Source organism: Serratia sp. Je.1.23.a, assembly GCF_051129805.1.
Taxonomy (GTDB): Bacteria; Pseudomonadota; Gammaproteobacteria; order Enterobacterales; family Enterobacteriaceae; genus Serratia; species Serratia liquefaciens.
The window spans coordinates 1,020,514-1,033,358 of record NZ_JBCPSR010000001.1 but is presented as its reverse complement, the minus strand read 5'-3'; the positions used below and the strand labels follow the sequence as shown (position 1 = coordinate 1,033,358).

Here is a 12,845-nt window from a genome sequence, read left to right as displayed (position 1 = left end):
GATGACGCAAACCCAGAGGCTGACGTTGGAGCAAGCCTATGAGCTGGCGCTGCAGGCATTGCGCAGTAACGGATTCAGCGCTGAACACGCCGATGCCGTCGCCCAAAATGTGACGGCCGGTGAACGCGACGGCTGCGCTTCGCACGGTTTGTACCGAGTGCTTGGCTGCGTGCGTTCGCTATTGGCGGGCAAAGTTTCCGCCGATGCCCGTCCGACGCTGCTTGATCAGGCCCCGGCGATCTTGCGGGTCGACTCCCACGATGCTTTTTCGCTGCTGGCCTATCGCACGGCGCTGCCGGCTTTTGTCGAAAAGGTACGTACCAACGGCATTGCCGCGCTGGCCATTAACCACTGTGTGCATTACTCGGCATTATGGGCCGATATCGAACCTTTAACCGATCAAGGTCTGGTGGCGTTGGCCTGCACGCCCAGCCATGCCTGGGTTACGCCAGCAGGGGGAAGCCGGCCGTTGTTCGGTACCAACCCTATCGCCTTCGGCTGGCCGCGGCCACAGCGGCCCCCCTTTATTTTTGATATGGCCACCAGCGCCGCCGCACGCGGCGAGATTGAACTGCATCGTCGTGCCGGTACCCCATTGCCGCCAGGCTGGGGCATAGATCAACAGGGGAAACCCTCTACCGATGCCCAAAGCGTGTTGCAAGGTGCGATGCTGACCTTTGGCGGTCATAAAGGCTCGGCGCTGGCGGCGATGGTTGAACTGCTTGCCGGGCCGTTGATTGGCGATATGACCAGTAAAGAATCGCTGGCCTACGATCGCCAGACCGGCTCCTCCCCTTACGGCGGCGAGCTGATCATCGCCATGGATCCCGATCGTTTTCTGGGGCCGGATAAAGTGGCGCATTTGGCCAGGGCGGAAGCCTTGTTTGCTGATATGAGCGAGCAAGGGGCGCGCATTCCGGGTGAACGGCGCTTTCAACAGCGGCAATACAGCGAACAGCACGGCGTCACCATCCCGCAGGCGTTGTATGAGGAGATTGCGGCTCTTTGTCGCTAACGTTTAATAATGAGGCAGGCCCACAGCATTAAGCTGCGGGCCTGATTTGAAAGGATTACCGGACAACCATCACCGAAATATTGGCATGGCGAACAATGGCCGCCGCATTGGAACCCAGCAGATAGGTTTTCACGCTCGGTCGGCGCGAGCCGATGATGATCAGATCGGCTTCGATTTCCTCCGCCAGTTCCAGTACCTGATCGCGCGGCGAACCGAAGCTGACGGTGTAATCCAGCCGCTCCAGCGGAAGGTCGATTTCCGCCATGATCTGCTTAAGCTTATCCACCGCCTTCACTTCCGCCTTGTTCTCAAACTCTTTGATGCCGAACGAGTAAGCGGTAACGAATGCCGACGCGTCCGGCAGCGCATGGAAAAAGTGCACTTTGGCACCGGACATTTTCGCCAGGTACACCACATGCTCCAGCGCATGCTCGGTCAACAGATCCTCTTCAATATCTATCGGCACTAATATGGTCTTATACATATCACATCCCTTCTATGTAACCGTGGTGCCCACAGGGTACTGCCGGGGAGGATAAGGGTGAACCGCTTTGTCGCGCTTTTGTGATCGGCGGTAAATACTGAGTGGGATATTTCCTTATTTAACAAAATATAAACACAATCCGTCTAACGGCTAGCCGAATAATTATTTCAAAGGCGGCTAAATCAGCTGTAAATACACCGCTTTTGCGGTAGCGGCGGTTTTATTGGCCACCGACAGTTTTTTAATCGAGTTACCGATGTGGAAATTTACGGTGCGCTCACTCAAGCCCATTAACAGTGCCGTTTCTTCCGAGGTTTTGCCTTCGCTGCACCAGCGTAAAATATCTTTCTCACGCAGCGTCAGCACATCCTTTATTGCCTCGTCGTTTACCGATATTAATGCTTCGCGCAGCGTCTTGTGGGCGGTCTGTGCCAGCCACAGGAAGAAAGTTTCGTTACGTGCCCCGGCCTGCGGGGACTGAGTGGGGATACTCTTACCGGCAAAAGTGAGGATGCCCAACCGGCCGTAGCAATCCTTGACGGACTGCGACCAGCCTTCACGAATGCCGTACTGCGCCATGCGCCACCACAGCTCCGGTTTATCCCGGTAGAACGGCTCGTCCCAATAGAATTGCAGCGTAGAGTGATGGGCCTGCTCGATCATCGGATCCTGCAGGTAGATCCGCAATTTGCGATAGTCCTCAAGATATTGCGCAGGATAATTGCCCTCTATCAGCATCTTGGGCCGGCTGGCCGGGTAGCAGGAAAAGACCGTATAAGAGAAGTACTCGAAGCCCAGCGCCTGAGCGCAAGGTGCCAGACGGTTTAAAAAAAGGTCGCGGTCAGACAGGCTGCCAAGCAGATCATCCATCAAAGGCTGAAAGTGAGTGTCCATAACACGGGTTCTCCAGAGCACAGCGCCGCAATCATTAAGTGAGGTTAACTATAGTGGAGGGCTCAGGGCGACAACAGCCGTTTCATATAATAAAAAATACCATGGCTATAACAAAAACAGCTATTCCCCTGCCGTGATTAATAAATAACGAATTTATATTGCACCGGCGCTAAGAATTTCGCGAATAACATAAAGCCTATTTATTGTAAACCTGTCACTTCTACCGTTAGACAGTCACTCCGCTGCCAATTACCTTCGCCATAGGCACCTGGTGCTTTTTAAATTCAAAAAAATATAAGCATTTGCGAATTTTGCAAAGCAGAAGAATACTCACGGGGATTTTTATGGCAGAGAATAATACGGCAATAAATTCGGTCGCCGTGATTGGCGCCGGAACCATGGGCAGAGGTATTGCCTATCTATTGGCACTGAACGGCATACGAACCCTGCTTTATAATCGCAGCGCTCATTCTTTGAATCAGGCACGTGATTATATTGTCGGTGACCTGAATAAAAAAATCGATAACGGAAAAATAAGCCAACAGAAAAAAGGCGAGATCTTGGCCAACCTGGTTTTCTCGCCTGTTTTCGACGCTATCGCCGACAGTGACCTGGTGATTGAAACCATTGCGGAACATGAACCCACCAAGCATGAGATTCTCGCGGCCATTGCCGCCACGGTAAAAAAAGAGGCGATTATCGCCACCAATACCTCTTCGCTGTCGCTGAATAAACTGGCCGCGGGCATAGAAAATAACTCGCGCTTTATCGGCCTGCATTTCTTCAACCCGGCACCGCTGATGAAGCTGATCGAAATTATCCCGTCCTATTTTACCGCCCGGGTCACAACCTTACGCTGCCAGCAGTTGGTCACGGCGATAGGCAAACAGTTTGTGGTCTGCAAAGCCACGCCGGGCTTTATCGTCAATCGCATGGCGCGGCCTTTTTATCTGGAAGGTTTTCGCCTGCTGGAAGAAAACGTGGCGCGGGCACCGCAAATCGACCGTGCGCTCAAGGCCGGTGGCCACTTTCGCATGGGGCCTTTGGAACTGACAGATTTTATCGGTCAGGACATTAATTATCAGGTCAGCAGCCAGATTTGGCAGGACATGCAGTATGACCCCCGCTACACCCCCGGCCATTTGCAACGTTCGCTGGTGGATGCCGGGCTGTTGGGGAAGAAAAACGGCCGCTCCTTTTTTTCTCCCTCGGCTGACACAGCCCCCCCACCGGCTGCCGGCGGCGGTACGCTGAGCTCGCTGCATTTTTTTGGCGAACATCCGCTGTTCGATCTGCTGCAACAGCATGCCCTCGCGACCTGGGCGCCCCTCCCAATAACACGTCAGCCGGAACACCCGGTTCTGGGACGGTTTATCCAGGTGAATGACAGTCTGGCAGTCAAAATCACCGATGGGCGAACGGCCAATCAACTTGCCGACTTAGTGGGCCTCGATACCTTCGTGATCGACGTTGCACTGAACTACGCCAACACCGCTTTTCTGGTGGCGGCCCATAGCCAACAGGCTACCGAGACGAATAAAGCGCTGTTCCTCACGCTGGTGCAAGCGGTGATCCCGCAGGTGGAGTTTGTTAAAGATTCCCCAGGCCTGATCGTCGCGCGAGTTCTGAGCAGCCTGATCAATGAGTCGGTGATCATGGTGGAGAGCGGGGTTTGTAGCCGAGAAGACATCGATATCGCCGCCGTGGCCGGCGTCAACTATGCCGACGGTATTTTTGCCTGGCTGGCTCAGCTCGGGCAGAAAAACGTGAAATCGACGCTGGATAATATGGCGCAACTGCTGCATTCCGCCCGCTATTACCCGCATTACTCGTTGCTGCACACCACAAGGCCCGAGCTGGCCGTCGCGCCCTAAGGAAAAATGATGACGATTAAAGATGATGGGGTCTATTTGATTGACGGTACGCGCACGGCGATCGGCGCCTACGGCGGTAGTCTGGCATTAACCCGCCCGGACGATATGGCGGCCTCGATTATTCGGGCGTTGCTGCAACGACACCCGGAAAGCGAGGCGGATGTCGATGAGGTGGTGCTGGGCTGTGCCAATCAGGCCGGTGAAGACAACCGTAACGTTGCGCGCATGGCGGCGTTGTTGTCCGGTCTGGATCAGGGAGTACCGGCGATTACCCTTAACCGGCTGTGCGCCTCCGGGCTGGACGCCGTGATTTATGCCGGCGCAAAAATCAAAAGCGGCCTTAGCGATCTGGTGTTGGCCGGCGGTGTCGAAAGCATGAGCCGCGCGCCCTATGTGATGAGCAAAGGCGAAACGCCATTCGATAAGGGAATCAAACTGTTCGACACCACGCTGGGCTGGCGCTTTGTCAACCCTCAGTTGGCGCAACGCTATGGCAGCGATCCGTTGGGCATCACGGCCGAAAACGTCGCGCAGCAATACCGCATATCCCGCGAGGATCAGGATAATTTTGCCCTGGCGTCGCAGCAAAAGGCCTGGCGGGCTATCGAAAATGGCCGATTGGCCAGGGAGATCACCGCGCTGGATGTTCAGGTCGATCGCAAAACCCGCCAATCCTTCGCGCAGGATGAGTTCCCGCGCCAGACCACGCTGCAAAAATTGCAGGCGCTGAAGCCAGCCTTCAGCCCTGAAGGCTCGGTCACCGCCGGGAATGCCTCCGGTATCAATGACGGTGCCGCCGTGCTGTTGCTGGCCAGCGGTCGCTATGTCAAGCGCAAGTCACTCCAGCCGCTGGCGGAAATTGGCGACAGCGCCAGCGCCGGCGTTGCCCCCGCGTTGATGGGCATTGGGCCGATCGCCGCGACCGAGCGTCTGTTAGCACGTACCGGTTTTACGCTGAATGATTTCGACGTCATTGAAATTAATGAGGCATTTGCCGCGCAGGTGTTGGCGACGCTGCAAAGTTGGCGCATCGACTTCGACGATACGCGAGTCAATCCGAACGGTGGTGCCATCGCCCTCGGGCATCCGCTGGGCATGTCCGGCGCGCGTCTGGTGCTTTCCAGCGCGCTGGAGCTGCATACCCGGCAATTAAGCAATGCGCTGGTGACGATGTGTGTCGGTGTCGGCCAGGGTGTTTCATTGGTGATTAAAGCCCTCTAATGTAAGGAATTCCGTATGAGCGTATTGAACATTCTTGAAGAAAAACTGGCCGAAACCAAAAAACAGGGCCGGTTCCGCGAGTTCCTCAACCTTGAACGCAGCGTGCTGGATAAACCCTGGGCCACCAGCCACGGGCAACAGGGTGAGCGCCGTCTGAACGTCTGGTGCTCCAATGACTATCTGGCGATGAGCCATCACCCCAAGGTGATTCTGGCCACCACCGAGGCGGTAAACCGTGTCGGGCTGGGTACCTGCGGGGCACGCAGTATTTCCGGCACTTCGATCTACCACAGCGAGTTGGAAAGCTTGCTGGCCAAAGCCTACGGCAAGGAGTCCGCGCTGTTGTTCACCACCGGCTTTGGGGCCAATGACGCCACGCTCTCGACGCTGTGCGACGCCATTCCCAATCTGATCGTCTTTTCTGATGAGCTGAACCATGCTTCGATGATTTACGGCATTCGCTACAGCAAGGCGGAGAAGAAAATCTTTCGCCACAATGACGTTGCGCACCTGGCCGAGCTGCTGCAGGAAGCCGATCCGCAGCGTCCCAAGCTGATCGCCTTCGAGTCGCTCTATTCGATGGACGGCGACTTTGCCCCGCTGGCACAGATTGTCGCGCTGGCGGAGAAACATCAGGCGCTGACCTATCTGGACGAAATCCACTCCGCCGGCGTTTACGGCCAGCGGGGCTTGGGTTATGCCGAACAACTGGGCCTGCTGGACAAGATCACCATTATTCAGGGGGGCTTTGGTAAGTCCTACGGCGCTGCCGGTGGCTATATCGCCGCACCGCGCGCGGTGGTAGAAGCCGTACGCAGCTGGGCACCGGCGTTCGTCTTCAGCACCTCCTCCCCCGCGCCGGTGGTGGCGGCGGCGTTGGCCAGCTTCAAGTACAACCTGGAACATGACAACCAACGCAAACATCTGCTGGCGATAATCGATCACCTGAAATCCGGCCTGCGCGCCGCCGGTATTCCTCTGGTCTCGGAGGACAGCCATATTCTGCCGGTGCTGGTCGGCGATCCACACCGCAACAAGCACATCAGCAAACAACTGCTCGATGAGTACGATATTTACGTGCAACCGGTCAATGCCCCGACGGTGCCGGCCGGCAGCGAACGTTTGCGGGTTACGCCGACCTCGGCCCATACTCATGAGGACGTGGAATATTTCCTGGCGGCGCTGAGCAAAATCTGGGCCGCCAATGCGTTACGGAGAGCGGGATGAAGTTGACGGAATACAACGGCCATTTTCTTACGCTGTGTCTGATGGCGACCGGCACCTTTGCCATCGGTACCGATGCGTTTATCGTCGCTGGCATACTTGACGAGATTTCTGGCACCTTTGCCGTCAGCCCTGCGCAAGCGGGGCAGTTGATCTCGGTCTTCGCCCTGGCCTATATGGTGTTCGCTCCGCTGACCGCCTGGCTGCTGGGCAACCTCAACCGCAAACATATCTTGCAGTTGGCTCTGGTGTTGTTTATCGCCGGTAACCTGGTTTGCGCCTATGCCGACAGCTTTTTGCAAATCTCCGCGGGCCGCGTACTGGCGGCGCTGGGGGCGGCTTGCTACACGCCGCAGGCCGCCGCCGCCGCAGTCGGGCTGGTGGCGGAAAAACGCCGCGGGCTGGCGATATCGATTGTGTATGGCGGCATGACGCTGGCTATCGCGCTGGGCATTCCCTTTGGCACCTTCCTGGCCAAGCTGATCGGCTGGCGGGAGATCTTCCTGCTGATCGCCCTGTTAGGTGCCGTTGCGCTGCTGGGGCTTTCGCTGGCGCTGAACGCCATCGCCGCGCCGGGGAAACATTCGCTGAAAGAACGGTTGGCCCCACTGCGACAAAAGGCAGTGCTGACCACGCTGCTGATCACCTTCTTCGCCGTCTGCTCCGAACACATTGTTTACAGCTATGTGAGCGTATTGCTGAAGAATACTCAGTTGGGCCCGGAGGCGATTTTGCCCATCGCGTTACTGGTGTTCGGCATCGGGGCCGTCATCGGCAATTTCGTTTCCGGTTTATTGACCGATACCTTCGGCAGTAAATTTGTCCTGCTGTTTTCCGTGTCGATTCAAACCCTTTCATTGTTCCTGCTGGCCTTTTACGTCACCTCACCCTGGTGGGTGCTGGCAATATTTCTGGTATGGGGGATTACCGGCTGGATGTATCTGGTGCCTATTCAGCACCACTTGCTGTCGCTGTCCAAACGTTTTGGCGCGCTGACCGTGTCGCTGAACAGCTCGGTACTGTATGCCGGCATTGCGGCAGGCGGCATGCTCGGCGGCCTGACGCTGTATACCTTGCCTGCTTATTACCTGCCGCTGTTTTCGTTGCCGTTGGGCGCCATCGCCCTGCTGCTGACGCTGCTGTTCTTCCAGGGAGAAAAAAGCCATGACTGACCTGCCACCACCGGTGCTGTATGAACAACAGGACGGCATCGCCGTGATTACCCTGAACCGGCCGGAAAAAAAGAACGCCATCAATTTGGCGATGGCTCACCTGATCCAACGCTACCTGCAACAGGCCGAGCAGGATGAAAAGGTTCGGGTGATCCTGTTGACCGGTCAGCCTCAGGTGTTCTCGGCCGGGATGGACGTCAAAGCCTTTCAGCAGGGCGAACTTCCGGTGGTCGATCCGAATGGCTTTGCCGGCCTGGTGCATGCGCGACTCACCAAGGTGATTATCGCCGCCGTGGACGGTATCGCCTTCGGCGGAGGGTTCGAGATAGCGCTGGCCTGTGACCTGATCGTCGCCGGGCGGGATGCGCAATTCAGTTTCCCGGAGACCGGGCTGGGGCTGATTGCGGCACAAGGCGGATGTTCGCGCCTGCCGGCGCGCATCTCCCCCTATATCGCCCTCGACTGGTTACTGACCGGTCGCGTTATAGGCGTGGAGGAAGCCTGGCGGCACGGTGTTATTTCACGGATCAGCGAAGGAAGCGCTCTGGAAGAGGCACGGCTGATCGCCTGGCAAATCGCCCAGAAGAACCCGCTGGCTACCCAGGCGGTAAAAGCCATCGTTCGTCATGGGATGACGCAACATGAGGCCCCCAGCTTTGATTACCAACAAAGCTGGGTAGATCAGGTGCGGTTGGCAGCAAAAGTCTTTTAAGAGCATTCTGAGGGAATGGCAATCATTCGCAGTCTAATTTTTAATCACTACAAGACCGCAATTGAGAAGCCATTGACCCCGCTCTGCGGGGATTTTTTTGCCTGGTTAACCCTCGTCTGAGGGAAAAGGCTGCATAAACAAAAAGGTACAAGGCTTGCTCTGGTGCTGATTGATTAAAGGCACCAGGCGCTTGAAATGCTCGGTTTGGCAATGCGTGTCCAACGCTGCCCGATCGGGCCACTCCTCAACGAAAATAAAATGCCCCGGATCCTGATGGTCAATCAACAACTCATAGGAGAGGCACAGCGCCTCCTGACGGGTTTTCTCTACCAATTCGCGATACAGCGGCAACACCGTTTCAATACGGTCGTGCTTGATAAAATCTTCAGCAATCACCTTTAGCATGGCGTCTTTTCTCTTTCAATTTATCTGTCATGGGTGGCCACTCTACCCTCGAAGACCAGACTTTGCCTTCATTAATCGCGGTGATAATTCAAAGCTTGTCATTCAGTGATTACGCGCACAGATATTCATCAGCAGGCTTGAATCACGACCGGCCATGTGTGAGTTTCAGGTTAACCAATTGTCAATTTTTGGTTTCTACCAACAGATTTTCCGTGGCTGCACAGGCCAGGATAGCGTGCATTGCTGCTTTTTTTTGCCCACAAAGGCCTGACCATTAGTCCTTTAGACCTTTGGGTGAAAACTGAAAACCGACGGTGAATGTTCCGCAGTGGCAATAGGTGCAGGCAAGCTGCCGGCGTTACGCCGCCGGCCCCAGTTGTTTAACCTGTTTGAGAGGGTAGCCCCGTGAGTAATACGACCAACACCAGTTCCGCGCTCAATTCAGCGATTAAAAAAACGTGGCGCAGATTAATCCCCCTGATGTTCTCTCTGTATTTCGTCGCCTTTATCGATCGGGTAAACGTAGGCTTTGCCAAGGAGGCAATGTCGGTAGATATTGGCCTGTCGCAATCCGCCTTCGCATTGGGTGCAGGGATTTTCTTCGCGGCTTACGCCATCTTCGGCATTCCAGCCAACCTGATGATGAACAAACTAGGGGCAAAAGTCTGGCTTAGCGCCACCACGGCAGTGTGGGGGGCCTTGTCCGCCTGCACCGGTTTCGTCAGCAACGAATATCAATTTATCGCCTTGCGTTTCCTGTTGGGGTTGGCCGAGGCTGGCTTCTACCCGGGTATCCTGTTGCTGGCTTCCCTTTATTTTCCCAATAAGGTTCGAGCCTCAGTGATAGGTATCTTTGTCCTCGGGGTTCCCGCGGCCTTGACCCTGGGCTCGCCCATTTCTGGCGCGTTGCTCGAAATGCACGGCGTGCTGGGGCAGCCAGGTTGGTTCTGGATGTTTGTTTTGGAAGGTTTACCGGCCGTCGTGTTGGGGATCTTCGCCTATTTCTATCTTGACGACAGCCCGGCCAAGGCGCGATTTCTTAACCCGGAAGAGAAGCAGGCGTTGGTGGCACAGTTGGCCCTGGAGCAAACAAATACCGAGGCCAGCAGCGTGAAAGAGGCGTTGAAAAATTCCAAGGTTTGGCACCTGGCGTTTATTTACGGCACCATTCAGGTCGGCGTGTATGGCCTGTTGTTTTTCCTGCCCTCGCAGGTGGCCTCGCTGATGGGCACCAATATCGGGTTTAAGGCATCGCTGGTAGCGGCAATTCCCTGGGCCGTTTCTGCATTTGGGGTCTATTACATCCCGCGTTATGCCGACCGCAAAACCTCTCGCCGCTTGCCCATCGCCATCGGCTGCATGGTGATTGCCGCACTGGGATTGGTTGTTTCGTCCTATGCCGGGCCGACTGTTGCCATTATTGCGTTGTGCTTTTGCGCCGTCAGCTTCCTAGCGGTGCAGCCGATATTCTGGACCTTACCGGCGCAGATACTTTCAGGCCCGGCACTGGCGGCCGGCATCGGTTTTTGCACCACGCTGGGCGCACTGTTCAGTTTCCTGGCGCCGCTAATCCGCACCGAGGCAGAACTGCGCTTCGATAGCCCGCATGCCGGCCTGATCGTACTGGCAATTTTCTCTTTGCTGTGCGCCGCGCTGATTTTTGCACTCAAAGGGTGGGCTACGCAGAGCACCGAGCGTCAGGCTCAGGTGAGTGGGTAAGCCTGAGCTGAAGCCCATTCGATTTAGCTTATATTGAAGCGGTGAATGAGACACTGACCCTACATTTTCTGGGGGTCATCCATGGAGACATTAACCGCTATTATCACCAAATACGGCCCGGAGCCCGGTCTCCTGTTGCTGCTTATTTTTCTGTTTGTAATTTTTAGCATTATTATTTTTTCAAATCATTAATATATCTCTATATTTTTATAAAAAATAGACGTGTATTGACCCAAGAAAATGACAATTAAATTTCGCGTCAAAACGATAACACAACCTTTCCATATCCGCCATGCGTAGCATTTATCCTAAAAAACAAAAATAACCATTTGATTTATAACGGCTTTAAAAAAATAAGCGAGTAATAAAAATCCCAATCAAATAGCCCTACTATACTTTTCACGAAAATTTAACGAAAAGAAAACAACAAGATAACAACTCTTTTTCGTAAATAAAAATAAATCCATATCTATTTCAAAAAAGATTAGAGGTTTAATTGATGATTAGCATTCAGATATTAAGAGCTATAGCTGCAGTATTAGTTGTCATATATCATGTAACAGAAAAAGCTAAAACACAAAACATAGGGAGTTTCTTTTTCGATATTGGTGCCGCAGGCGTTGACTTGTTTTTTATAATATCAGGATTTATTATGATGATGGTGAGCGCCAAAGAAAAAAACGCCATGTCATTCATAAACAAACGAGCAATGAGAATATTGCCTCTTTATTATATATTTACAACAATAGCACTCACGGTATATTTAGTGGCTCCGTGGGCTATAAACAGTCAAGCAAAAGAAACCAATGTGTTATTATCATACTTATTCATTCCTTTAGAAAACAAACCAATGTTACTACTTGTTGGATGGACATTAACTTACGAAATCCTCTTTTACATCATCTTTTCTTTATTTGTCTTCACGAAAAACTTTCGCTGGTTATATATAAGTGTAGCCATGGTTACTTTTTCTTTATTTGCAAAAAAGTCTGATTTATTTATCGTAAATTACTTGGGGAATAATATAATTTACGAATTTATATTCGGGATTGTAATTCATGAACTTTATAAGAAAGAGGGGCGTATATTGACTTCGTCCGTACTGCCAAACGCTCTCCTTATCTTATGCGGCGTGATTTTGCTATTCACTTCAAGCATGTATGAATACAGCCGCGTTATCGAATTTGGAGTTCCAGCAATGTTAATATTTATTGGGGTGATAAATCTAGACCAAAAAATAAACAAAGAAAACAAAGTATCAACCATGCTGGCGTACACAGGAGATGCATCATACTCTATATATTTAAGCCATCTATTTTCCATAGGCATTCTCACCTTAGCATTTAAAAAAATGGACTTATTCACAACTAATCTTTACGAAGTCTACTTTACTATTTCGGTATTGATATCATTAATATCTGGTATATTGACGTATCATATATTAGAAAACCCTATCAACAATTGGATAAAAAAATACAGAGCGCGTAGTATCATTACGCCAGAACTCATAGAAAAATAATATTTTTACAACCTTCCACATTCAAAAAAACTTTATTTAACATTTATTGAGGTTAGAAATGAAATACTGACCCTCAGACACATTTTCTGGGGGTCATCCATGGAGACATTAACCGCTATTATCGACAAATACGGCCCGGAGCCCGGTCTCCTGTTGCTGCTTATTTTTCTGTTTGCATTGGGCAAGTCGGTCATTTTCATTTCTTCGGTTCTGCCGCCCGCATCGGTGACGTTGATGTTAGGCATTGTCGCCGGCAAGCCGGTGCTGGCCGATGCTCATGTCTGGGCGGCGATAACCCTGGGTGCCCTGTTCGGCTCCGTTTTGTCTTTCCATTGCGGCGCATGGCTTCAAAAGCGCCAAAGTGGGAATTGGCTGCCGGTCAGATACCGTGGCGCATTGAACAAGGCGCAATCCGCATTACAGAACAACGGGATCCCGCTGCTGTTTGTATCGCGCTTTCTGGCCGTAATGCGCTATACCGTGCCATTGGTTGCCGGCATGATTGCCCTGCCGCGCAAGCAGGTCTATTGCGCCAGTGCGCTGTCTGCCGGGGTGTGGGCCGTGGCTCTGATGTCCGTCGGTCAGCTGTTTTAATGGTCGCTCTCG

The 12,845-nt window shown here is 53.1% G+C and carries 12 protein-coding genes; 9 read left to right on the top strand and 3 right to left on the bottom strand.

Annotation, left to right across the window (positions count from 1 at the left end; translation table 11 throughout):
- Position 1: 1 nt before the first annotated feature.
- Positions 2-1,015: an Ldh family oxidoreductase gene (locus tag AAZT04_RS04935; protein ID WP_129982505.1), complete on the top strand. Its 1,014-nt coding sequence runs from the start codon at positions 2-4 to the stop codon at positions 1,013-1,015.
- A gap of 55 nt (positions 1,016-1,070) precedes the next feature.
- Here the strand turns inward: AAZT04_RS04935 and AAZT04_RS04930 are convergent, their stop codons facing one another.
- Positions 1,071-1,499: a universal stress protein gene (locus tag AAZT04_RS04930; protein WP_020826219.1), complete on the bottom strand. Its 429-nt coding sequence runs from the start codon at positions 1,497-1,499 to the stop codon at positions 1,071-1,073.
- 177 nt (positions 1,500-1,676) lie between these two features.
- Positions 1,677-2,393, bottom strand: a complete 717-nt coding sequence (locus tag AAZT04_RS04925; RefSeq protein ID WP_020826218.1) for an autoinducer binding domain-containing protein — start codon at positions 2,391-2,393, stop codon at positions 1,677-1,679.
- A 344-nt stretch (positions 2,394-2,737) separates the two neighbouring features.
- On the opposite strand from AAZT04_RS04925, the gene AAZT04_RS04920 reads away from it, so the two are divergent.
- Genes AAZT04_RS04920 through AAZT04_RS04900 form a run of 5 tightly spaced genes read left to right on the top strand, consistent with a single transcriptional unit; the run spans position 2,738 to position 8,596 of the window.
- The gene (locus tag AAZT04_RS04920; protein WP_434679147.1) at positions 2,738-4,267 is read left to right on the top strand and encodes a 3-hydroxyacyl-CoA dehydrogenase NAD-binding domain-containing protein; all 1,530 of its coding nucleotides are present in this window, start codon (positions 2,738-2,740) and stop codon (positions 4,265-4,267) included.
- A 9-nt stretch (positions 4,268-4,276) separates the two neighbouring features.
- Positions 4,277-5,488, top strand: a complete 1,212-nt coding sequence (locus AAZT04_RS04915) for an acetyl-CoA C-acyltransferase (protein ID WP_129982539.1) — start codon at positions 4,277-4,279, stop codon at positions 5,486-5,488.
- A 15-nt stretch (positions 5,489-5,503) separates the two neighbouring features.
- Positions 5,504-6,715 (top strand): 5-aminolevulinate synthase, encoded by a 1,212-nt coding sequence (gene hemA / locus AAZT04_RS04910; protein ID WP_020826215.1) that lies wholly within the window; start codon positions 5,504-5,506, stop codon positions 6,713-6,715.
- Positions 6,712-7,884, top strand: coding sequence for an MFS transporter (locus AAZT04_RS04905; protein ID WP_434679141.1), 1,173 nt, complete (start codon positions 6,712-6,714; stop codon positions 7,882-7,884). Before hemA ends, AAZT04_RS04905 begins: the two co-directional genes overlap by 4 nt.
- A complete protein-coding gene (locus AAZT04_RS04900) occupies positions 7,877-8,596 on the top strand; it encodes an enoyl-CoA hydratase-related protein (protein WP_048762014.1) in 720 nt (239 codons plus the stop codon). The genes AAZT04_RS04905 and AAZT04_RS04900 overlap by 8 nt, the downstream gene beginning before the upstream one ends.
- A gap of 105 nt (positions 8,597-8,701) precedes the next feature.
- Here the strand turns inward: AAZT04_RS04900 and AAZT04_RS04895 are convergent, their stop codons facing one another.
- Positions 8,702-9,001 (bottom strand): putative quinol monooxygenase, encoded by a 300-nt coding sequence (locus tag AAZT04_RS04895; RefSeq protein WP_046373950.1) that lies wholly within the window; start codon positions 8,999-9,001, stop codon positions 8,702-8,704.
- A gap of 480 nt (positions 9,002-9,481) precedes the next feature.
- On the opposite strand from AAZT04_RS04895, the gene AAZT04_RS04890 reads away from it, so the two are divergent.
- The 3 genes from AAZT04_RS04890 (at position 9,482) to AAZT04_RS04880 (ending at position 12,833) form a co-directional block, all read left to right on the top strand.
- Positions 9,482-10,720 carry an MFS transporter gene (locus AAZT04_RS04890; protein WP_082144855.1) on the top strand — a complete coding sequence of 413 codons (1,239 nt, stop codon included), beginning with the start codon at positions 9,482-9,484 and terminating at the stop codon, positions 10,718-10,720.
- A 499-nt stretch (positions 10,721-11,219) separates the two neighbouring features.
- Positions 11,220-12,239 (top strand): acyltransferase family protein, encoded by a 1,020-nt coding sequence (locus tag AAZT04_RS04885; RefSeq protein WP_176983826.1) that lies wholly within the window; start codon positions 11,220-11,222, stop codon positions 12,237-12,239.
- A 99-nt stretch (positions 12,240-12,338) separates the two neighbouring features.
- A complete protein-coding gene (locus tag AAZT04_RS04880) occupies positions 12,339-12,833 on the top strand; it encodes a DedA family protein (RefSeq protein WP_434679138.1) in 495 nt (164 codons plus the stop codon).
- Positions 12,834-12,845 lie beyond the last annotated feature (12 nt).